General features: G+C 41.1%; 15 protein-coding genes. 10 read left to right on the top strand and 5 right to left on the bottom strand.

Going from position 1 to position 23663, the window contains the following annotated elements; translation table 11 throughout:
- From ODU46_RS00225 to mutY, 4 genes are all read left to right on the top strand, one after another.
- Entirely contained in the window at positions 1-1740 is a 1740-nt protein-coding gene (locus ODU46_RS00225; RefSeq protein ID WP_395382070.1) for an ABC transporter ATP-binding protein, read from the top strand.
- Positions 1727-3469, top strand: coding sequence for an ABC transporter ATP-binding protein (locus tag ODU46_RS00220; RefSeq protein ID WP_395382069.1), 1743 nt, complete (start codon positions 1727-1729; stop codon positions 3467-3469). Before ODU46_RS00225 ends, ODU46_RS00220 begins: the two co-directional genes overlap by 14 nt.
- Positions 3453-3845: a PaaI family thioesterase gene (locus ODU46_RS00215; RefSeq protein ID WP_398579048.1), complete on the top strand. Its 393-nt coding sequence runs from the start codon at positions 3453-3455 to the stop codon at positions 3843-3845. The genes ODU46_RS00220 and ODU46_RS00215 overlap by 17 nt, the downstream gene beginning before the upstream one ends.
- Before the next feature lie 233 nt (positions 3846-4078).
- On the top strand, positions 4079-5230 hold the full coding sequence (mutY, locus tag ODU46_RS00210; protein ID WP_398579047.1) for an A/G-specific adenine glycosylase: 1152 nt from the start codon (positions 4079-4081) through the stop codon (positions 5228-5230).
- A 671-nt stretch (positions 5231-5901) separates the two neighbouring features.
- On the opposite strand, the gene ODU46_RS00205 is transcribed toward mutY, so the two are convergent.
- Positions 5902-6702 carry a helix-turn-helix domain-containing protein gene (locus ODU46_RS00205; protein WP_398579046.1) on the bottom strand — a complete coding sequence of 267 codons (801 nt, stop codon included), beginning with the start codon at positions 6700-6702 and terminating at the stop codon, positions 5902-5904.
- A gap of 130 nt (positions 6703-6832) precedes the next feature.
- On the opposite strand from ODU46_RS00205, the gene ODU46_RS00200 reads away from it, so the two are divergent.
- Together ODU46_RS00200 and ODU46_RS00195 are read left to right on the top strand one after the other, a co-directional pair.
- Positions 6833-7303, top strand: a complete 471-nt coding sequence (locus ODU46_RS00200) for a hypothetical protein (protein ID WP_074391076.1) — start codon at positions 6833-6835, stop codon at positions 7301-7303.
- Between the two features lie 19 nt (positions 7304-7322).
- Positions 7323-7865, top strand: coding sequence for a hypothetical protein (locus tag ODU46_RS00195; RefSeq protein ID WP_074391075.1), 543 nt, complete (start codon positions 7323-7325; stop codon positions 7863-7865).
- 174 nt (positions 7866-8039) lie between these two features.
- On the opposite strand, the gene ODU46_RS00190 is transcribed toward ODU46_RS00195, so the two are convergent.
- Entirely contained in the window at positions 8040-8276 is a 237-nt protein-coding gene (locus ODU46_RS00190; protein ID WP_032515138.1) for a hypothetical protein, read from the bottom strand.
- Positions 8277-8538: 262 nt separating this feature from the next.
- On the opposite strand from ODU46_RS00190, the gene ODU46_RS00185 reads away from it, so the two are divergent.
- Complete coding sequence (locus ODU46_RS00185) at positions 8539-9819, top strand: O-acetylhomoserine aminocarboxypropyltransferase/cysteine synthase family protein (protein WP_398579045.1); 1281 nt, start codon at positions 8539-8541, stop codon at positions 9817-9819.
- Between the two features lie 73 nt (positions 9820-9892).
- On the opposite strand, the gene ODU46_RS00180 is transcribed toward ODU46_RS00185, so the two are convergent.
- A complete protein-coding gene (locus tag ODU46_RS00180) occupies positions 9893-11419 on the bottom strand; it encodes an ATP-binding cassette domain-containing protein (protein ID WP_398579044.1) in 1527 nt (508 codons plus the stop codon).
- A gap of 298 nt (positions 11420-11717) precedes the next feature.
- Here ODU46_RS00180 and ODU46_RS00175 point away from each other — a divergent pair, with 298 nt between their 5' ends.
- On the top strand, positions 11718-12209 hold the full coding sequence (locus ODU46_RS00175; protein ID WP_074391072.1) for a GNAT family N-acetyltransferase: 492 nt from the start codon (positions 11718-11720) through the stop codon (positions 12207-12209).
- Positions 12210-12269: 60 nt separating this feature from the next.
- Here the strand turns inward: ODU46_RS00175 and ODU46_RS00170 are convergent, their stop codons facing one another.
- Together ODU46_RS00170 and ODU46_RS00165 are read right to left on the bottom strand one after the other, a co-directional pair.
- Positions 12270-13010: an amino acid ABC transporter ATP-binding protein gene (locus ODU46_RS00170; RefSeq protein WP_002940438.1), complete on the bottom strand. Its 741-nt coding sequence runs from the start codon at positions 13008-13010 to the stop codon at positions 12270-12272.
- Entirely contained in the window at positions 13010-15208 is a 2199-nt protein-coding gene (locus tag ODU46_RS00165) for an ABC transporter substrate-binding protein/permease (RefSeq protein WP_249549847.1), read from the bottom strand. Before ODU46_RS00165 ends, ODU46_RS00170 begins: the two co-directional genes overlap by 1 nt.
- Positions 15209-15405: 197 nt before the next feature.
- Here ODU46_RS00165 and uvrB point away from each other — a divergent pair, with 197 nt between their 5' ends.
- Together uvrB and ODU46_RS00155 are read left to right on the top strand one after the other, a co-directional pair.
- Positions 15406-17391, top strand: coding sequence for an excinuclease ABC subunit UvrB (gene uvrB, locus ODU46_RS00160; protein WP_015646791.1), 1986 nt, complete (start codon positions 15406-15408; stop codon positions 17389-17391).
- A gap of 186 nt (positions 17392-17577) precedes the next feature.
- On the top strand, positions 17578-23643 hold the full coding sequence (locus ODU46_RS00155) for a ZmpA/ZmpB/ZmpC family metallo-endopeptidase (RefSeq protein WP_398579043.1): 6066 nt from the start codon (positions 17578-17580) through the stop codon (positions 23641-23643).
- Positions 23644-23663 lie beyond the last annotated feature (20 nt).

Genomic DNA, 23663 nt, shown 5'->3' with positions numbered 1-23663 from the left:
ATGAAATTTTTATCACGATATTTTAAGGACTATATTAAGGAATCCATATTAGGTCCAGTTTTCAAACTATTGGAAGCTTGTTTTGAGCTTTTGGTACCATTAATTATCGCCTATATCGTTGATACAATTATTCCAAATGGCAGCCAGGGAAACCTGGTTGCTATGCTTTTTTTACTGGTTGGTCTAGCATGTATTGGAATTATTGTCTCACTAATAGCGCAATATTATTCAGCTAAAGCAGCGGTTGGAGTGACTAAAGAGTTGACGAATGACTTGTATCAGAAGGTTCTTTCCCTTCCCAAGTCTAGCCGAGATATTCTTTCCTCATCCAGCTTGCTGACACGATTGACCAGCGACACTTTACAAATTCAAACGGGTATTAATACTTTTCTTCGTTTGTTTTTACGTGCTCCAATTGTCGTATTTGGTTCGCTCATCATGGCATTCTATATTAGCCCAAGTCTATCTGCCTATTTTCTAGGAATGATTATCCTATTGATTTTTATAGTGACAGTCATTTCTGTTATGACCAGCCGTATTTATCAATCGATGCGAAAAGAATTAGATGGTTTGGTGGGGCAGGTACGTGAGACAGTGACTGGTTGGCGAGTGATTCGTGCATTTGGACAAAGAGAGCGGGAAATTAAGGCTTTTCAAGGCATAAATCAGATTTATAAGAAGCAACAGTTGCGGGCAGGTTTTTGGTCTAGTCTTTTATCACCATTGACATTTTTAGTGGTCAACGGCACCTTACTCATTCTCATCTGGCAGGGAAATATAGCCATTTCACACAATTTGTTGGAACAGGGGATGTTGGTCGCTCTTATCAACTACCTTCTTCAAATTTTAGTAGAATTGGTCAAGATGATTATGGTCGTGTCTACTCTCAACCAGACCTACATTTCAGCACAGCGTATTCAAGAGGTTTTTGACCAAACATCTGAGGATGTAGAGTCTAGTTTGCCAAAAGTGGTTAGCGAGGATAAGGAGATCATCTTTTCTGTGCGCCACCTTTCCTTTTCGTATCCAAAATCTGCTGAGGAGTCCCTGTCTGACATTGCTTTTGACTTACGTAAGGGACAGTTTATGGGAATTATCGGGGGAACTGGGTCAGGTAAATCCACCCTAGTAGATTTATTGCAGGCACTCTATTCAGTGCCAATAAATCAGCTCTCTCTCTTCATTGATGGAAAAAGTCCCAAGAATTTAAAAGAATGGCGGCAGCGAATTGCTATCGTTCCGCAACAGGCTCAGCTTTTTGCTGGAACTATTCGTTCTAATCTATCTTTAGGATTGGAAGAAATATCTGATAGTGACTTATGGTCTGCATTAGAAATTGCTCAAGCTAAATCTTTCATAGAAGACAAGGGTGGTTTGGATAGCCCAGTCGAAGCCTTTGGTAAGAATTTTTCTGGTGGACAGCGTCAACGTTTGACCATTGCACGCGCTATTTTACAGAAAGCGCCGATTTTAATCTTGGATGATGCAACATCTGCTCTGGATTATCTGACAGAGAGTCGGTTATTAGTGGCGATTCGCCAGGAATTACCAGGTCAAAACTTAATCATGGTGTCACAAAGAACCAATAGTTTACGGACAGCTGATCAGATTTTAGTCTTGGAACAAGGGCGTCAAGTTGGACTTGGTCGCCATGAGGACTTGCTGAGAAGCTCTGCTATTTATCAAGAAATTCACCAATCGCAACAACAAGGAGAGGAGGATAGCTATGAGACAATCTAGTTTTAAGGAACTGGTCAGATTGGTTTTACGCCAGCCTCTTCGAATGTCCTTGATGTTGGTGGGAACTTTGGTGCAAGTGCTTCTGACAGTTTATCTGCCGATTTTGATTGGTCAGGCAGTCGATGCAGTATTGATAGCAGATGGTCAGGTCTTACTCGGTATCTTAGGCAAAATGGTAATGGTTATCTTGCTTAATACGCTGGTGCAATGGTACTTACCTTTGGTAACCAATCGCTTGGTTTACGGAATGGTGGCCGATTTGCGTGAACAGGTCTATGTGAAGCTGCACCAGATGCCCCTATCTTATCTTGATCGTCAATCAGTCGGTGATTTGGTGGCTCGTTTTTCAAGTGATAGTGAGCAATTAACAAATGGTCTCTTGATGATTTTCAATCAATTTTTCATTGGTATCTTGACCATTTTCCTAACCATTTTCACTATGGCTAGGCTTGACTTGACGATGATGTTGCTGGTTGTGGCATTAACTCCAGTTTCTCTGCTTGTGGCACGCTATATCGCTAAGAAATCCTATGGTTATTATAGACAACAGACTCAGGCACGTGGGAAGCAATCTCAGCATTTGGAAGAGTCCATCAGTCAATTGACACTGGTTCAATCTTTCAATGCTCAAGAGCAATTTACGCAAGGTTTTCAAGTTGTGAATGACCAATATGCGACCTATTCCCAACAGGCTATCTTTGCCTCTTCAACGGTCAATCCAAGCACTCGCTTTATCAATGCTATTATTTATGCCTTGCTTGCAGGACTTGGAGCTCTGAGAATTATGACAGGGAATTTCACAGTGGGATCGCTGACAACCTTTCTCAATTATGCTAGTCAGTACAGCAAGCCTTTTAATGATATTTCCTCGGTCCTATCGGAATTGCAGAGCGCCTTAGCTTGTGCAGACAGACTGTTTGCTATCTTGGCTTTAGATAGCATTGACGATCAGGCTGAGCGGGAAATTGACTCTGAGGAGCTGAAGGGAGCTATTTCCTTTGAAAATGTGTCTTTCTCTTATAGCCCTGACCGTTCTCTTATAGAACAGTTGAACATTAATGTCAAATCTGGCCAAAAGGTAGCCATTGTTGGACCTACTGGTGCAGGGAAATCAACCATGATTAACCTGCTTATGCGCTTCTACGATGTAACGGCTGGTCAAATTACTTTAGATGGAGTTCCGATTAGCCAGTACAGTCGTGAGAATCTTCGCAGACAGATTGGGATGGTTTTACAGGAGACATGGATCAAATCTGGTACCATTCATGATAATATTGCCTATGGCTATCCAAATGCCACACGAGAATTGGTCATTGAGGCGGCTAAGGCAGCTAATGCAGATTTCTTTATTCGTCAGCTTCCGCAGGGGTACGATACAGTTTTGGCAGATGGAGGTGAAGCCTTATCCCAGGGACAACGTCAGCTTTTGTCTATTGCGCGTGTCTTTGTTAAAATACCTAAAATCCTGATTTTAGATGAGGCGACTTCCTCTATTGATACACGGACAGAAATTTTAGTACAGGAAGCATTTGCCAAATTGATGGAAGGACGGACTAGCTTTATTATTGCTCATCGCCTATCAACCATTCAATCAGCTGACTTGATTTTGGTCATGGTGGACGGAAAAATTGTTGAACAAGGAAATCATGAAGCATTGATGGCTGAACAAGGCGTTTATTATCAAATGCAAACAAGTCAGCAGACAGAGGAGGATGAAAGTGTTAGATAAATTAAACTTACAACCGATTACGGTTTTAGATGACTATCAAGCTACAATGCTCAATGAGAAAGAGGTGCTACTGACCACAAAGGTGACGGAAAAATCTCTCAATCCATACGGCATAGCACATGGAGGCTTTCTTTTCACATTGGCAGATTCAGTTGCAGGTCTGACAACGGTAGCAAGGGGGACTTATTCTGTTACCCTACAGTCCAATATACATTATATGAAGGCAGCTAAACTGGGTGATACCTTATCAGTAATAGGCTCTTGCACACATGATGGAAGCAGGACAAAGGTCGTTGAAGTTAAGATAGAAAACCAAGATAAACATCTACTTGCTTCAGCAAGCTTTACCATGTTTGTAACAGGTAAAGTAGAATAAAATTCTTCGAACATCAAAAACAGACAGTCTTGGCTAGATTTAGAGAAACAAATTCATTCGCTCAATCTCCAACCTCCAAAGTTTCCTCAAACCTTTGTAGAGACGAACTTCGTTCGCTCTATTTCCAACCTCCAAAGGTTCCCCAAACCTTTGGAGCTAGTTTGATTTTGATTATAAACGATATAAGGGAGTTGGCAAAAGCTGACTCCCTTTCTTTGTGTTATACTAGATGTATGTTAGATTTGAAAGAATATGGAATCGAAATGTGGCCGGAGGAAAAGATTCAAGCTTTTCGCAAGGCACTCTTAGATTGGTATGATGCTAATAAACGTGACTTGCCTTGGAGAAGGACAAGGGACCCGTATGCTATATGGGTTTCTGAAATCATGCTTCAACAGACAAGAGTAGACACGGTCATTCCTTATTATGAACGTTTTCTCCATCACTTGCCTACGATTAGTGATTTAGCACAAGCACCAGAGGAGGTCATTCTCAAACTCTGGGAGGGATTGGGCTATTATTCGCGCGTGCGGAATATGCAAAAGGCGGCTCAGCAAATGGTAGAAGATTTTGATGGGCAATTTCCGACCACGCATGCAGCCATTTCAAGCCTAAAGGGCATTGGTCCCTATACTGCTGGAGCAATTTCCAGTATTGCTTTTGACTTGCCAGAACCAGCGGTAGATGGCAATGTGATGCGGGTTCTCAGCCGCTTGTTTGAGGTTGATTATGATATTGGTTTGCCTGCCAATCGTAAGATTTTCCAAGCGATGATGGAGCTATTGATTGATCCAGAGCGACCGGGCGATTTCAACCAAGCCCTGATGGATCTGGGGTCGGATATTGAATCGCCAGTTAATCCACGTCCCCAGGACAGCCCAGTCAAAGCCTTTAGCGCAGCCTACTTAAACGGTACAATGGATAAGTATCCAATCAAAGCACCAAAGAAAAAGCCGATTCCCGTGGCCTACCAGGGATTTCTCATTAGAAATAAAGACAATCAATTTTTATTGGAAAAAAATAATGAAGCAGGTCTTCTATCAGGTTTCTGGTCTTTTCCGCTTTTGGAAAAAGGAGCAATCGTTGACAAACAAGTCTCTCTCTTTGAAGTTGCAGAAGAAGTTGTTCAGCCAGATATTCGGCAGAGCTTTACGGAACTTTATGGTCTGACTGTTGATTGGCAAGAGCAAGAATTTGATACCGTCCAGCACATTTTTAGTCACCGCAAATGGCAGATAGAAATGGTAGAAGGTGTGGCAGAAACACTTAACCTTCCAGAATCAAAAGAATTGAAATGGGTTTCTGTAGAAGATTTTCCTACCTACCCATTTGCTAAGCCGCAACAAAAAATGTGGGAAACCTTCATCAAGGAAAAAGAAAAGTAAAAAAGTTGACTTTGGAGCACATAATTATTTGAAAGCGTTTTATAATAGTGGTATAATCTAATTGAAAAAAGGAAAGAGTTAGTTAAGATGTTGAACGCCATCTGAATTACTGAAAGGAGTTCTTTAGCGTTCGTAGAAGTGTATATACTATTAGCCATCTTTCTCTAATAAAAAGAGAGGGATGCTAGTAGGGGGAAAAGTCCGTTATCCCTGTTTTATATCTATTTGTGATATCCATTGTCAAATGCATAGCATTAACTCATTATTTAGCCTTGCTACCCGGTTCAATCAGAAGTAGGCTAAGATTATTCGTGTCGTAACTACTATGTGTTCAAGATGTTGTAACTTTTGAACATAACCTTAGAAAATCACAAAAACCTCTAGCGATTTTCATCATAATAAGCAATCTCCACACTTTAGACAAATAGTAAGAGGACAATCAGAGACATAAGGGTAGCAGAATAATTATTTAATCATTAACTTGTTGTCAAATAACTATCTGGTAATGGACTTTTCCAATTTGACATATAAAAGGAGGCTGTCATAGCCTCCTTTTACTGTGCTTTTCAGTTTGTTTTCAGTAGGAAAAAAAGCCAGCTATACGAACAGACTTTCCAAAACTAGATGGAGGAATGTAGCCAATATAACTAGTGATTAACTAGGCTTAGAAATCAATCTGGACTATAAATATCTACAACTTGACCAATAGGTCGAATATCGTCTTCTGGGCTAAAATAGATGTTATCATAGTCAGAATTGAGTGATTGCAAATAGTCACCTTTGAACTTTTTAACAAAATTTTCGCCATTGACTGAAAAAATTCCAATCGTATTTAGAGGAATATGAGGAGTTAGGCGAATGAAGAGATAGTCTCCATCCTTGATATGCGGAGCCATAGAATCTCCCACAACCTGAGCGATTGTATCATAAGATTGGTTATTCGGAATCTCATCGTTATAGAACGATACAAGATTGTTCATATCTGTATCCTGCCAGTAACCTGTACCGGCAGAAACCTTACCAGGAACAGGTAATTCGATTCGCTCCCGGTAGTCATCCAAGTGAAGAATAGAAGCAGAAGGAGTAACTGAGGCAGTTTGCATAGCTGCTAACTGTTCTTGACCAAAAGTTAACCATCGTGCATGGAAATCACCTTTTAATTCATTGTCCAAGGTTTGAACCTCTGGATGAATAGGCTGTTGAAAGAGTTTAAATTGGGAAGGAGTAATCGTTAAAGCTATATCCTGATTGGAATCTAGTTGCTCGATTAGCTCACCAACCGATATAGCCATGCCCTTAGCGACTTTTTCTAGTGTATCCATCGTTGGCAGGAGAGCTTTTTTGGTTTTGGGATGCTGGTTCTTTTCCAACATAGAAATATAGCCTTTTGTTAAACCAGATAATTCAGCGAATTTATCCATTGATAATTTATTCTTGCTTCGGTATTCTTTTAAAATATCACCTAAAATCATGGTTGTCTCCTTATCTGTTTAACTAATTATACCATTAAAAAATATTTTTTGCAATTTTTGTTTAACGCGTTTGACAAAAAATCAAAACGGTGTTATGATAATCTCACAAAAAGAAAAATAGGAGTCGCAAATGAAAAGGATGACAGAGATTTCTTGGAATGATATTTATAAAGAGTGGGAAACCTATGCTAATCATTTTGGTTTGACGACTCCGATAAATGCTGAAAAATTGCGAAATCAGAAATCGAAGGATTTTGGAAAAGGAGGTCTGATTACGCTGGACTTATTAGCCGATTACGATGCTGATTCTGAGAAGACCGCAGCTATTTGGGTAGCTTCATTTTGTAGAGATTTAATACAAGATTATGCATATTTACTAAATGGTAGAGCCTATCTTACAGTCAATCAGATTTATTTTCAGGCACTCAAACAATTCCAGTCAGAAGCAGTAATATGGTCAAAACCTCTCACACGATTGCAACCGAAGTTATTTGTATCTTATCGTTTGTTGGAAAATCTTGATTTAAGTCATTATTCTTGTGTAGTTGAGTTAGCAATGTTGCAGGCTAGTATGGTTCGGACACAGATATTAGAAAAGTAATTATAACAGGAGAATGAAAATGTTTAATTTGTTGAATAAGAAAGCTGAAGTATCGAAAGTTGCAGAGTATTGGAATGATACTTTGATAGAAAGAGGAATTTTGAGCGCTGATGAATTGCTTGAAGGAAAATGCTGGAGATGTAAAAGTTCTCATGGTGTAGCTGTGTGTCAGATTGTATCAAGCAAATGGAGCAAGGATACGAGCCTGGCTAATCAGATGGTCCTCTGTCTATCCTGTCAGCATGAAAAACCTAATGTAGCCGATACAGAAATTGTGTGGCAATGGTTAGAAGTTGAGAATAATGAACGTTACTGGACACTACAAGGTATGGCAGAATATGAGAAAATGTATAAAAAATCAGTACTTCAAGAGTTATGGGATATGGGAATTAGAGATGGTGAAGAAGTCGAGATGCTTGTAAATAAAGTAACTAGCCTTTCTCGTAAGAATGATATTGTTTTAAATAGAGCAACCTTAGCAGGATTATTTCGCTGTGAAATTGAACAAATGCGTCGAAAGGCATTTCTAAATTGGACAGGAATTTTTAAGCTAGTCAGTTAACCGATACAGTTGTAGGAAAACATCTCATGCTGATTGGAGTAACAGATAAATAAAAAAACGCATCAGCTTAGAATCTTAAAGGAAGAAGTCTGATGATGCGTTTATGGGATTATATTTCAGCTAATAAAAATTGGAGTGAATACTTTTGAATTATAGCTATTAAAATTATGGCGGTTATTCGATGTTAGAAATAAAACGATTCTCCTTTCTAGAAAATCGGTAACCGCAATGTTGACAACGATAATAAGTCCGATCAGCTTCATAGAGCATTGCAAACATAGCTCCCTCTATGCCATTGATTGCATGACCAATCATACCGGCTTTACGAGAATATCTTTTTTGTGTTGGAACGTAAGTTTGCAGTTTTATTGACTTACATTTTGGACATTTGAGCGCTTGTTTAGTGTCCATATTATTAGGATGGCATCTGCGATAGATGCTATAAGAGATTATTAGTGCTATGAGGATAATCGGACCGATATATTCTATTAAGGTATTCATAATCTTATTGTAAATCTTGTCCTTATTTTATTCAAGGAAAATGAATATTATTTTTCTAGAATAACTGATCCTATGGCTATAGTTGTTAACTATACATATCTCTAATATTTAAGAATTAGTCAAGATGGTAAAAATGAGGTAGAATACAGAAAAAGACCAAAGGAGTACCTTTATGACTAGAGAATTTTCATTTGAAACCCTTCAACTCCATGCTGGACAAGAAGTTGATTCTACTTCAAAATCACGTGCTGTACCCATCTATCAAACTACTTCCTATGTTTTTGAAGACGCTCAAGAAGCAGAAGATTTATTTGCCTTGCGTAAATCAGGGAATATCTATACTCGTATCACTAATCCGACGGTCTCTACTTTTGAAAATCGTGTGGCAGCTTTAGAAGGTGGTATTGGTGCCTTGGCCACTTCTTCAGGAATGGCAGCTATCACATACACTATTCTAGCATTGGCACATGCTGGCGATCACATTGTGGCGGCAATGACACTCTATGGTGGGACTTTTAACCTATTCAAAGAAACTCTTCCTCGCTATGGTATTACAACAAGCTTTGTAGATATTGATGACTTTGAAGCAGTAGAAGCTGCCATTCAAGATAATACAAAACTTGTATTTATTGAAACCTTGGGAAATCCTGTTATCAATATTCCTGATCTTGAAAAATTGGCAGAAATTGCACACAACCACCACATCCCGCTTGTTTCAGATAATACCTTCGCAACTCCATATTTGATTAATGTATTTTCTCATGGTGTTGATATTGCCGTCCATTCAGCAACCAAGTTTATCGGTGGGCATGGTACGACCATTGGCGGTGTGATTGTCGATAGCGGCAAGTTTGATTGGGCGGTATCTGGTAAGTTTCCGCAATTTGTTGAAGAAGATCCAAGCTATCATAACATTAGTTATACTCGTGATATTGGTGCAGCTGCATTTATTGTAGCAGTTCGTGTACAATTACTTCGTGATACAGGTGCTGCCCTTTCTCCATTCAACGCCTTCTTGCTTTTGCAAGGGTTAGAAACCTTGTCTCTCCGTGTAGAGCGTCATGTATCTAATGCTGAAAAAATTGTTGACTTTTTACTTAGTCATCCTCAGGTAGAGTCGGTCAATTATCCATCACTTCCAGATAGTCCTTATAAGCCTTTGGCGGATAAATACCTGCCTAAGGGAGTTGGCTCTATTTTCTCTTTCCAAGTAAAAGGTGGAGCAGAAGAAGCGCGTAAGGTTATTGATAGTTTGGAAATCTTTTCCAATTTAGCAAACGTCGCGGATGCCAAATCACTAGTAGTTCATCCAGCTACAACCACGCATGCTCAGTTAGCTCCAGAAGATTTACTTGCTGCTGGTGTCACACCAAATCAAATCCGCCTATCCATCGGACTTGAAAATGTCAATGATTTGATTGAGGACTTACAGCTTGCTCTTGATAAACTATAAGCTGTAAAGCGAATACATTCGAAATACTATTAGAAAAGGAAATTTGGCATGTGCGCCAATTTCCTTTTATTATTTATTGTAGTTCTTCCAGTCCAGTCTCAGTTAGTCGGTAGATTCTTTGACAAACTTCTTTCAAAAAACGTCTGTCGTGTGATACACATACCAAGCCACCTGGATAATCGGCAAATAGTTGACGAATATATGGCTGAGAAGTAGGAGAGAAGTTTCGACTGGGTTCATCTAACAAGAGAAAATTGGCTTGTTCAAGAACCATTTTTAACAAGAGTAACTTGGCTTTTTGTCCCCCTGAAAGTTCACAGATCCTGTGTTGAACTTCTTGTCGTGTAAACTGCAGACTGGCTAGATGTGTTAAGATGAGTTGTTCCTGCTCACGATTGCCATTTTCAAATAAAAAATCAAGTGGAGTTTTAGACTCATCAAGGACTTCTGAATAGCGCTGGGGCATGTATCCCAAGTTTATATCTGCTCGTTGCCTGAGTTCTTGATAGATTAGCTTTAGAAAACTGGATTTACCAATTCCATTTTTTCCAATGATGCCAATTTTCTCTTGTCCATTTAAGTTGAAATGGATATTGCTAACTAATTGTCGTTCTTCAACGTTCAATTGGAAGTTTTCTAAGTGAAGCACTTGCTTTCTAGCTGGTAGTGGTGAAATGTCCGAGAAGAAGAGGGCAATGGCATCTTCATGAAAAGGTACTTCTGTGAGATTTTTCTTCATTCTTTCATAGCGTTTTTCACGTGATAAGACATTCTTCATCTTCTTGGCAATGAGGCGTCCCATAGTAGCATCATGTGTATTGAGCAAGGTATTGCGCACCTGTGATTTTTGTCGTAGATGCTTGTTCATGGCTTTGTCAAATTCTTTTTTGTCGTTCCGAGCTTGTTGGACTTGCTTCTTATAGGCTTGTTGGCGTCTCAATGCGTAATCTTGGTAGTCAAGATCTTCAACCTTGGTCTGAGCAAGTGTTTTCTTTTTTACTGATTCTAGGTGAATGATTTTTGTAGCTGTTCTGCTAAGAAAGTCTTCATCGTGAGAAACAAATAGGATGGTCTTTGGGCTCGTGATGATATAGTTTTCAAGCCAAAGTAAGGTATCTAAATCCAAGTCATTGGACGGCTCATCCAGAAAAATAATATCAGATGGAGTTGCTAGAGATTTGATTAACTGAATTTTTAATTTTTCGCCACCTGACAGGCTTCCAATCAATTGTTGACTGGCAAATCGCTCACTGTCAAACTGGAGCTGGTCAGCATAGAGGTAGAGTAGGCCGTAATCAATATTGCTCTCTATATCTCCAAAGAAGTAGTCGTTCAAGGTTAGCTCTGCCATTTCCAGTGAAAGACTTTGGGGAATGTAGACTGGCGAGTGAAAATATCGGTGAATGCTGCCTGATATGAGCAGGTAGTCGGCGACAAGAGTTGAATCCATCAAGGTGAGTAATAGACTGGATTTTCCATTTCCTTCTTCGCCGATGATGGCTATTTTATCGCCAGAGTTAACAATGAGGTTTAGGTCATGAACCAGATTTCTCAAATCTTTTTGATGGTCGAGGGTTAGGTGTTGAGTGGTTAGTAGCATAAGGCCTCCTTTACAAGAAAAAACACACTACCTATTTAGTAGTGTGTCGAAATCTGCTCAAAAAGACCCTATTCAAGGAATAGAGGGAACAGAAAAATGGACGCAAGAAAACTACTAAATAAGTATAGAACTTAAATTGAGTTTACTTGTTATTGTCCATTTCTCCTTACCTCGCATGCTTTATTTGTTTTAATATAGCATATCGATAGAAGCTTGTCAATCGTGTGCTATAATATTCATAGATTTTGATAGAGATATATGTTAAAATGAACTTATTGTAAATGAGAGGGGATCCGAAATGGCAATCACTGGAATTGAGCAAGCAGACATTTTAGAAATAGACAAACAAGTCCGTTTACGTCGGTATGATGGTCAGCATGATTTTGCTTTTGAATGGCACCAAGATCTAGAATTGGTCTGGCTGGTTGATGGAAATGAGGAACCTTATACTTTTGATCGGCTCAATCGTATGTATGGCTATTTGGCAACAAATGGCGAATGTTACTTTATTGAAATTTTTGAAGACGAACAGTTTATCCCAATTGGTGATGTGACGTTGTTTGCAGATGATTTTGCCATTGCCATTGGAGATAAGCGGTATTGGAACAAAGGAATTGGAACCAAGGTATTGCAGCGAATGGTAGAACGTGCAAGGGAGCTTGGCTTTGTAGAAATACTTGTCGAAGAAATTTACGATTGGAATCTTGGTTCACGAAAGCTATTTGAGAAATGTGGTTTTGAAGCAGTAAAGAAGAAAGAGAAAGGTTGGTCTTACAAAAAGATGTTATAGGTATTAATTGTGAGATGTTAAAAAGCCTCTGACACACTTGGTCAAAGGCTTTTTGTATTTTTACACGTTCAATACTTTATCTAGGAAGTCTTGTAAACGTGGATGTTGTGGGTTGTCAAAGATTTGCTCTGGTGTACCATCTTCAAGGAACTCGCCGCCATCCGTGAAGATAACGCGGTTAGCAACCTTGCGGGCGAAGCCCATTTCGTGTGTGACGATCAACATGGTCATACCTTGCTCAGCCAAGTCTTTCATTACGTTAAGAACGTCTCCAACCATTTCAGGGTCAAGGGCGGAAGTTGGTTCGTCAAAGAGCATGATGTCTGGGTTCATAGCGAGGGCACGAGCGATGGCAACACGTTGCTTCTGACCTCCTGAAAGGCTGTCTGGCATAGCGTCGCGTTTGTCTGCCAATCCAACTTTTTCCAATAATTCCATGCCGACTTTTTCAGCTTCAGATTTGTCCATCAATTTGTGTTCGATTGGCGCAAATGTGATGTTATCAAGTACAGACATATGCGGGAAGAGGTTGAAGTGTTGGAATACCATTCCGACATTTGAACGGAAGGCGTCAACATCTGTCTTAGGATCGGTTAAGTCATATCCATCGACTGTTACTTGACCACTTGTAATGGTTTCAAGTAAGTTCATTGTCCGAAGGAAGGTCGATTTACCTGAACCAGAAGGGCCGATGATACAAACAACATCCCCTTCATAGAACTTAGCAGTAATACCTTTGAGGACCTCGTTTTTTCCATAAGACTTGTGTAAGTCATGGACGTTGATTTTTAATTGAGCCATTATTTGCCTCCTTTTTCGAGTTTGCGTGCTAAGCGAGTCAAGAGTGTGATAACTACCAAGTAAATGATAGCAAGAATTGCATACATACGGAAGGATTGGTAGTTACGTGCAATAATGATTTTACCTGCTTGGAAGAGTTCGACCAAACCAATCGCAGAAATGATAGTAGTATCTTTCAGAGTAATAACAAACTGGTTGATAAAGTTAGGCAACATAATTTTACCAGCTTGAGGTAGGATAATCTTACGCATGGTTGTTCCGTAGGAAATACCCAAACTGCGAGATGCTTCCATTTGACCAGCTGGAACTGCCTGAATACCACCACGAACAATCTCAGCAATATAGGCACCAGAGTTGAGGGATAGGGCAATCGTACCAGCGACAAAGTCATTGATTGGAGATTGTTGACCAGTAATCGACTCGATTAAGTTTGGAATACCCCAGAAGATGAATGCAGCGACAATCATGAGCGGAATACCACGAACAACATCTACAAAAACAGATGAAGTAACACGGAGTGCTTTAACTGGGCTGACTGCAAACATACCGAAGATAATACCGATGACAATTGCAATAGCAAATGATAGAAGGGCAAGTCCAATTGTGATACCAAGACCTGAGAGCAACTGACCGTAGTTGTTTTTCAAAAGACCAACAATCGTTGTCTCATCAACAGTTGAAGTTGTTGCGCCTGCTTCTTCAGTTGAGTTGAAATACTTATTAAGGATTTCATCATACTTGCCTGATTCAACCAGGGCAGCTAAACCGTTGTTAAACATTTCAATCAATTCTGGGTTGGCACCTTTTTTTACGGCAAATCCGTATTCACCTGATTTTTCGCCAGGGATTGGTGTTGCAAAGTTGCGACCTTGTTGGATGGCATATAGAAGAACGGCTTCGTCATCCATAAGAGCATCGATAGAACCAGAGTTTAAACTGTCATACATACTTGAAGCTTCGTCGAAGGCTTTTAGGGTGTAACCATATTTTGCCTTGTTTTCTTCTAAGAAGCTATATGAAGCAGTACCATTTTTAGCCCCGACAGTTTTCCCTTTTAAGTCTTCGTAAGAAGCGATGTCACTACCATTTTTAACAGCTAATAGGATGTTTGAAGTATAGTAGGCGTTTGAGAAGTCAAAGATTTCCTTACGAGCATCTGTGATAGACATACCTGCAATAACTGCATCAGCTTGTCCAGCTTGAACAGCATTTAGTGCAGCGTCGAAACCAGGGTTTTGAATGGTAATAGTAAATCCTTGTTGTTCAGCGATTGCCTTGATTAATTCCATGTCAATCCCGACATAGTTACCTGATTCATCTTGGTATTCAAATGGAGCAAAAGAAGAATCTGCCACAATTGTGTAGCTTGATTTGACAGGTGTTGCTTTAGCTGATGCGTTTCCTGTTAAGCTTAAACGAGATGAGTAGTCGGCACTTTCGGTAGAAGTGGTAGAAGCTCCCAACCATTTGTTCATGATTGTTTCGTAGGTACCATCCTTTTTCATCTCAGCTAAAGCTTTGTTAAAGTCTTCAACAAGATATTCATATTGGCTACCTTTTTTGACAGAGAAACCGAATGAACCGATGGCTTCGCCGTCAATATCAATGCTTAAATCTTGACCTTGTTGAATAGCGTACTGAATAACCGCTTCGTCGTCCATTACAGCATCAACAGCACCAGCAGAAAGGCTATTATACATCAAATCGCCAGTATCAAAAGTTTTTACGTTGTATCCGTACTTGTCTTTATTTTCTTCTAGGAAGTTTTGGGCTGCGGTACCGTTTTTGACACCGACAGTCTTGCCTTTAAGGTCCTTATATGAAGAGATGGTATTTGCCTTTGTGGTAGCGATAACGATTTTAGTGTCGAAGTAAGGGTCTGAGAAAGTAAATACTTTCTTACGCGCTTCGGTGATAGTTGTACCTGCCATTAGGGCGTCCGCAGATCCAGCCTGTACAGCGTTGACAGCTGCATCAAATCCTGGGAAGCTTTGATTCATGGTCCAACCTGAGCGCTTGGCTACTTCGTTGATGATGTCAACATCTAATCCTTTATAAATTTGATCTGAGTCTTTAAACTCGAATGGGGCGTAAGCATTGTCAAATACGACATCAATAGTATCGTCAGCTTTAACGCCAGTAAAAATAAAGAATACTGGCAGAATGCTTGCCAATAACATGAGTAGTTTTTTCTTCATTTCCATACTCCTTCTATTATAAAATAACTGTCCTAGTATATCATATTCTGAAAATTAATGCAAAATTGAGGTTTTTGCAATGTTAGAATTTCTGACATACAAAGTCATTAAAATGTGAGAAAATTTAATATTTTGGACATGGTCGTGAATGGTTTAGAATGTTTCTCCATTAGTCGAACTTATGATAAAATAGGAGTATGATCAATCGAAATACTGAAAACCAATTTAAACTTGTGTCAAAATATGCACCGTCTGGTGACCAGCCCCAAGCCATTGAAACCTTGGTTGATAACATCGAGGGGGGCGAAAAAGCCCAGATTCTCATGGGGGCGACTGGTACTGGTAAGACCTACACCATGAGTCAGGTCATTGCCCGTGTCAATAAGCCTACTTTGGTTATCGCCCACAATAAGACCTTGGCTGGTCAGCTCTACAGTGAGTTCAAGGAATTCTTCCCAGAAAATGCGGTCGAATACTTCGTGTCTTACTATGATTACTACCAGCCAGAAGCCTATGTACCGTCTAGCGATACCTATATTGAGAAGGACAGTTCGGTCAATGATGAGATTGACAAACTCCGTCACTCAGCGACCTCAGCTTTGCTAGAACGCAACGATGTCATCGTCGTGGCCTCCGTTTCCTGTATCTACGGTTTGGGATCGCCTAAGGAATATTCAGATAGCGTGGTCAGCCTGCGCCCAGGTCAGGAGATTTCCCGTGACCAGTTGCTTAATTCCTTGGTCGATATTCAGTTTGAGCGCAACGACATTGACTTTCAACGGGGACGCTTCCGTGTACGTGGAGATGTGGTGGAGATTTTCCCAGCTTCTCGCGATGAGCATGCCTTTCGTGTGGAGTTTTTCGGGGATGAAATCGACCGCATTCGTGAGATTGAAAGCCTGACAGGTAAGGTCTTGGGCGATGTGGACCACTTGGCGATTTTCCCTGCCACCCACTTCGTGACCAACGATGACCACATGGAAACGGCTATTGCCAAGATTCAGGCGGAACTGGAAGAGCAGCTCAAGGTCTTTGAAGCAGAAGGAAAACTCTTAGAAGCTCAGCGATTGAAACAACGAACCGACTACGACATCGAGATGCTTCGGGAAATGGGCTACACCAACGGAGTCGAGAACTATTCACGACACATGGACGGGCGAAGCGAGGGCGAGCCTCCGTACACACTGCTGGACTTTTTCCCTGAAGACTATCTGATCATGATTGACGAGAGCCACATGACCATGGGGCAGATTAAGGGGATGTACAATGGTGACCGCTCACGCAAGGAGATGTTGGTCAATTATGGTTTCCGCCTCCCAAGTGCACTGGACAATCGTCCGCTGCGCAGGGAAGAATTTGAGAGCCATGTCCACCAGATTGTCTATGTATCTGCGACGCCGGGTGACTATGAAATGGAGCAGACCGATACCGTTGTCGAGCAGATCATTCGGCCGACAGGGCTTTTGGATCCAGAAGTGGAAGTCCGTCCAACCATGGGTCAAATGGATGACCTCTTGGGTGAAATCAATGCCCGTGTTGAGAAGGGTGAGCGGACCTTTATCACTACCCTGACTAAGAAAATGGCAGAGGACTTGACTGACTACCTAAAAGAAATGGGCGTCAAGGTCAAGTATATGCACTCGGATATCAAGACCTTGGAGCGTACGGAGATTATTCGTGATTTGCGTCTGGGTGTCTTTGATGTCTTGATAGGGATTAACCTGCTTCGTGAAGGGATTGACGTGCCAGAGGTCAGTCTGGTGGCTATCTTAGATGCTGACAAGGAAGGCTTCCTCCGTAATGAGCGAGGGCTCATCCAGACAATTGGTCGGGCGGCTCGTAACTCTGAGGGACATGTGATTATGTATGCGGACAAGGTCACCGAGTCCATGCGCAAGGCTATGGACGAAACAGCTCGCCGCCGTCAAATCCAGATGGCTTATAATGAAGAACATGGCATCATTCCACAAACTATTAAAAAGGAAATCCGTGACCTGATTAGCGTGACCAAGGCTGTCACTCAGGACAAGGAAGAAGTGGTGGACTTCAATGCTCTTAACAAAGATGAACGCAAGGCTATGATCAAGAAACTGGAAGGTCAAATGCAGGAAGCTGCAGAAGTGCTTGACTTTGAACTGGCAGCCCAGATTCGTGACATGGTTATTGAGTTGAAGAATATGTAGTAAGAGTTGCTAGGTTCCATGATTTTTAGCAGATTGAAATTACAAGAGGCGGCAGGTAGAAATTGACCTGCCACCTTTTATAATACTTAAAATTTTTACTTGGGGACTTAGGGACAAAAAATTTGTCCCTGTCCCTATAAAAGGTTATAATGGTTTCTATACTATTTAGGGAATAGGGGAGTTTTTATGAAAAATATTTTTGGTGAAAAACGACAGCGGTTCGGTTTTCGGAAACTGTCAATTGGACTTGTCTCGGCAGCTGTAGCAAGTTTGTTTTTTGCATCGTCGGTCGCAGCAGCACCGTCAGCTAGTGCTCAGTCTATCAATTATTCCTATGTGACAGAGCAAGAATTGACAGATGCAGAAAAGGAGTTGATTATTCGTGACTTGCCTGGCTTAGCTCAGGAAGCGGATGCAAATTATTACCTGATCTATCGTCCAGCTACTGGCACAGCATCTACTTCATCGACAAGCACGTCTCAAGTTTTGCCAAATACTGGCTCCGTAGAAACTGGACTATTGGTGGCGGGTGGAGTGTCTCTCCTATTATTGGCTGTTAGATTTGGTAAAAAAGGTAAGAAAGAGTTGGCGGGCGTCATCCTTTTGACAGCTACAGGAGCAAGCTTCTGGGGTCCAACTAGCTCCGCATTGACGAGTCAAATTTTGGCTCAATATAACCATGCTATCGAAATATCTGCTGAACAAGCGTTACCGGCCCCAGCTGAGATTGATGGCTACGTGTATGTAGGATATTTGAAGGATAGCAAAGCTATTGAACAAACTACTTCGGAAGAGGAAAAAACAGCGGAATTCCCAGCTTCAGAAGGAATCCGTACAGAAATCATTGTCAACAAGACAGAGGCCATTCCATTCGAAATTCAAACCGTAGAAAATCCCCAATTATCTGAGGGGACAGAGCGAGTGGTACAAGAAGGACAGGATGGGGAGCGTACTATAACGATTAAACAAATCCATTCAAAAGGTCAAATTATTTCGGAAGAAGAGATTTCCTCGACGGTTACAAAAACTGCTGTTCCAAAGATTGTTGAAGTTGGTACAAAACAAGCAACCGATGATATTGTTACAGAAGTACCAGATACAGCGCCTAGTCACGAGTTACCTACCTTACAGATAACAGAAGAAGTATCTACCTACACGGAGTCTATTCCTTTTGAAACACAAGAAGTTGCTGATGACACCTTGCTAGAAGGTACAAGACAGATTGTGCAAGAAGGTAAAGCTGGACAAAAGACAATTGAGACAAGGAAAACCTACATCGACGGTATTTTAGTAAAAACAGAAACCGTTTCTGAAACGATTAACCAAACTGCTGCTCCACAGATCATCCATGTTGGAACAAAGCCAGTCACAAGTGTACCAGATTCGGCACCTAGCCATGAAGTTCCAACGATTTCTTTAACGGAAGAAACACTTACTCATACAGAAGCTATTGCCTTTGATGTGCAAGAAATCTATGATGCAAACTTGGCAGAAGGCAGCCGTGAAGTTGAACAGAAGGGACAAGCTGGTGTTCGGACAATCGAGACTAAGAATTATTATGCCGATGGCGTACTAATTAAATCCGAACAAGTTTCAGATGTAGTGACAAAAGCGCCAGTAACAGAAGTTGTAAGAGTCGGCACGAAAACAGCAGAGGTTCTTGGAGTTGAAACCGTTGTCGCAACAGAAGAGATTCCGTTTGAAACGACAGTCACAGAAACAGAAGAACTTTATGTTGGAGAAGAAAAAGTTGTTAATGAAGGTAAGGTTGGTTCTAAGGAAGTTACCACTACTTATCAGACAATCAACGGAGTCCGTCAACCAAACCCAACAGTGATTGAGAAAGTCCTTGAAGAGCCAACAACGAAAGAGGTTCTCAAAGGAACAAAACCAATAGAGGGTACGGAAACCGAAACTAATCAAGTTGAAATTACCTTTGAAACAGAGTATGTTGATGACCCGACACTGCTAGAAGGTAAGACCAAAGTTGTAACGGCGGGTGTAAATGGCTCTAAGACAGTTACAACAACTTACCAGACTATTAAGGGAGTTCGTCAGGAAAATCCTACTGTAACAGAAGAAATCACCAAACAACCAGTCAAGCAAGTGATTGCGCGTGGTACAAAGGTTGAAAAAGTCCCACAAGTGATTATCACAGACTTGGTTGAAAATGACGATGCCAAGTCAGCGACAATTAGCTACAAGTTGACAGATGAAACTGCCAACTTCCAAAGAGCTGTTGCTCTTCTCTATGATAATACAGGTGCCTTGGTACAGGAACAGGCCATTACAGATCCAAATGGCCAGTTGACACTTGAAAATCTTGATTTCTACACAGATTACACTGTTAAGACTAAGATTTTTTACACAATGGCAGAGCAGGAGCAAAGCTCAGAACAAGAAGCTGTTCTTGAAAGCATGCGCAAATTTGATTTGGTCTACAAGAAGATTGAAATCAAGGATATTGATGCGGTGACTGTTTACCGTCGTAAGAATGGTAGTTACATCGGTCAAGAATTCTTGGAAGAACTGCCAACAAACACAGATGAGTTGTTTATCAAGGTGACTTCGGACCGCTTCAAGGAAGTATACCTACCTGTGTCAAGCATTGAAGAAACAACCTTGAATGGCAAGGCAGTCTTCAAACTAGTTTCATCCTTTGATGAATTGGTGCAAGATAAGGATGCCAAATACATTGCCAACCGTGAATTCTACATTCCAAAGATGGCGACTGATGCAAATACCTACACATCCTTCAAGGCTTTGATTGATGCTATGAAGGCAAATCCAAAAGGCACCTTCAAACTAGGAGCGCATTTGGACGCAAGTGAAGTTCCTGTTGGAGATGTTGCATCGTATGTGACCAACTTTAGCGGTACCTTGGATGGATTAAATGACGGCTACGCCTTCTCTATTAGCAACTTGAAAGCACCATTGTTCTTTAACCTTGGTGGTAAAGTTCAAAACTTGGACATCAAAAATGCTAGCCTAAACACAACCTCTAAGAACCCACTTGCGACAATTGCTATCAATGCCAATGGAGCAACCATTACAAACGTAGCAGTAGAAGCAAGCCTTAAAGGTCCGCAACATGTTTCTGGTCTAGTTCATTCTGCAACCAACTCTACTATCAAGGATGTATCCTTCAAGGGAAGTATTGAAGTAACTGGAACTGAAGCCAGCCTAACTGGTGGTATCTTGGGTAACGGTACGATGGCAAGTGTTGGAAATGCCAAGGTTGATGCGACCATTACCCTCCCAGGTACGGCAAATCAAGTAGCTGGTGGTATCGTCGGTCGTACCATGCTTGTCTACGATGTACCAGGAAGCGTCTATAATTCTTATGCAACTGGTTCCATTGTGACGCCTGAATCGGCAGCCATTGTCGGCGGAATCGCAGGTGCCAACCAAGTAATGGGTGCCTATGCTCCATATAGTGGTAATGTTAACAATGTTATCAGTGATATGACTGGTGCGACAAGCATTATCGGTCAACCAGCAAATCCAAATGGTAAGATTAAAGACGGATTTACAACAACATCCGATAGCTTGAGTAATGTCACTGTTATCACTGATGAAGAAGCGCAAGCAAAAGTGGAAGCTATGGCTATTCAAGCGACAATTGACGATTCAGTTCCGCTCAACTTAAACAACTATTCTGTAGACTACTTGACCTTGGATAAGGCACAGGCTGACCATGAAATCGCCTACTACAACATGGAGAAAATCTTGCCATTCTACAACAAGGAACTTCTTGTCTATTATGGAAACAAGATTGCGACAGACGATAAGCTCAACAAGGTTCGTTTGCTGGATGTTGTTCCAATGAAGGACAATGTTGTAGTTGCTGATGTCTACGCTGAGAAGGCCAATATCAATAAGATTATGCTTCACTATGCAGATGGCACTGTGGACTACAAGACAGTTTCTTATCTAGAAGACTTCAAGAATAATCATGTGGTCGAGTACACTATATCAGGTACGGACTTGATTTACACGCCAGAATCATTCTTGAATGACAGAAGTGCCCTTGTCAACGACTTGGTAAGCAGCCTTTCTACGGTTGTCCTCGACTCGGATGCTATGAAGGCGCTTATCAATTATCCAACGACTTTGAATGCGGATACTCAGACTGGCACAGCAAAAGACTTCTACTTTGGTGAAAGCTATGACCAAGTGATGGCCAACCTAGAAAGCAACGTTCGTAAGATTTTGGTTGCTAGTCTAAATGGTCAAGGTCAGGCTTCTGAAGACTACATCAAAGAGAAAATCACCAACAACAAAGAAGCCTTTGTGCTCGGTTTGACCTACTTGAACCGTTGGTATGACATCAACTTTGGAGAGATGAATACCAAAGATTTGACAATATTTGAACCTGACTTCTTCGGAAATGATGCAGCATCTGCCCTTGATATGATTCTTGCAATTGGTAATGGTGGCTATGATGTTCTTCGTGCCCACAATAACGTGACCACTTTTGCATCCATCATTGGTAAACAAAATAATCAGACCAAGCTTTTCGATATGCTGGAAGACTATCGTCAGCTCTTCTTACCAGAAATGACCAACAACGAATGGTTCAAACAAACGACTAAAGCCTATGTGGTTGAAGGTAAGTCCTTGATTCCAGAAGTAGCTGCTAAGCAGGAAACGACAGATACTTACAGCAAGTACAATGTCGGTGCCTACAGCAAGATTGTGAATGATACGGTGTCTAACCCAACTTGGAAGTACAACCACATGCTCTTGCCACTCTTGACCCTGCCACAAGAAAATATCTTTATCATCACCAACATGAATACCATCGCGATTGGTTCATACGAGCACTATGTAGATGATTATTCAACAGTTGAAAATCGTGATAAGGTTCGTCAGATGGTTGATTTGGCGGCAGAACGTCAGCGTGATAATGCAGACTTCTGGTATAAGATGATGGACGAAGCCAACCGTGACAAGCTCTTCAGATCTGTCCTCAATAACGAAGGTTACGTCATGTACGGTAAAGATGGCATGAAGTCTTATCGCAACTTGACATCCGATGTTGACGCTATCCAAGATTTCTACGGTCCTATCAACAAGTGGTACCGTGAGCATCCGTCTATTAAGACTGCTTTTGCGGATGGAAGTGAGACCTACTATATCACTTACGACATGCTGTCAGATTATGGCACAGCCCTTTATACCCACGAAATGGTCCACAACCAAGATGGCGATATTTATCTGAAAGGCTATGGTCGCCGTATTGGTCAAGGTATGGAAGTTTACGCCCAAGGTCTTCTGCAAAATGTCTTCAATGTCACTGAGATGAACCTTGGATTCAACGCTGTCTATAATAGCGATGATGCCAACCGTGTCCATGTCGGAGATCCAGTTGCACGTTTCAATAGCGAAGCTGATTTCAATGAGTATTACCATAATCAGTTCGATGTACTTTACTTGTTGGATTACCTAGAAGGTACAAATATTTTGGCTCAATCGGATGCAGCGAAGAAAGCATGGTTGCGTAAGATTGAAAACTACTATGTCCAAAATAATGGTGTTGATACCCATGCTGGAAACTCTGCGCGTGCATTGACAGATGATGAAGTTGCAAGCTTGAAGTCCTTCAATGATTTGATTGATCAGAGCATTATCGTTCAGCGCCAATATGTCAACAATCCAACTAACACAAGCAAGAAATGGGATAGAAATAGCTATGTCAGCGTTCCAATGTTTGCAGCTAACTTCTCAGCCCTTTCAAACTCAAACGGTTCACCAGGTGACATCATGTTCCGCCGTATGGCCTTTGAATTGATTGCAGCTAAAGGCTACACAGATGGTTTTGTGCCGTATGCTTCCGGACAATTATCCGACCTAGCCATGGAAAAAGGCTCTAAGATTTACGATACATGGACTAAAAAAGATGTTGGTTTGATTACAGACAATCTTGTCTTAGACTATGTCTTCCAAGGTCAATACGCATCATGGGCTGACTTCAAGAAAGCCATGTTTACTGAGCGTTTGGAAAAAGCTGCAGCAGGCCAACTCAAACCGTTTACCATGCAGTATGAACTTGGTGTTGCTGATTCGACCAAGGAAGTGACTGTCACAAGCTTTGAACAGTTGCAAAACTTGATGAAAGAAGCCATGGAGGCAGACATCCAAGCGAACAGCCTCAACTTGAACAATAGTCGTGTTCATGCACTCAAAGTGAAAGTTTATCAAGCCTTGATGAACTCTACAAATGACTTCAGAACATCGATTTTTAATTAAATAATCATTAACAAGTTGGT

The organism is Streptococcus sp. 2020WUSS089, assembly GCF_044427405.1.
Taxonomy (GTDB): Bacteria; Bacillota; Bacilli; order Lactobacillales; family Streptococcaceae; genus Streptococcus; species Streptococcus hashimotonensis.
Note: the sequence above shows the minus strand (reverse complement) of the source record. Positions and strands in the feature narration are given on the sequence as shown.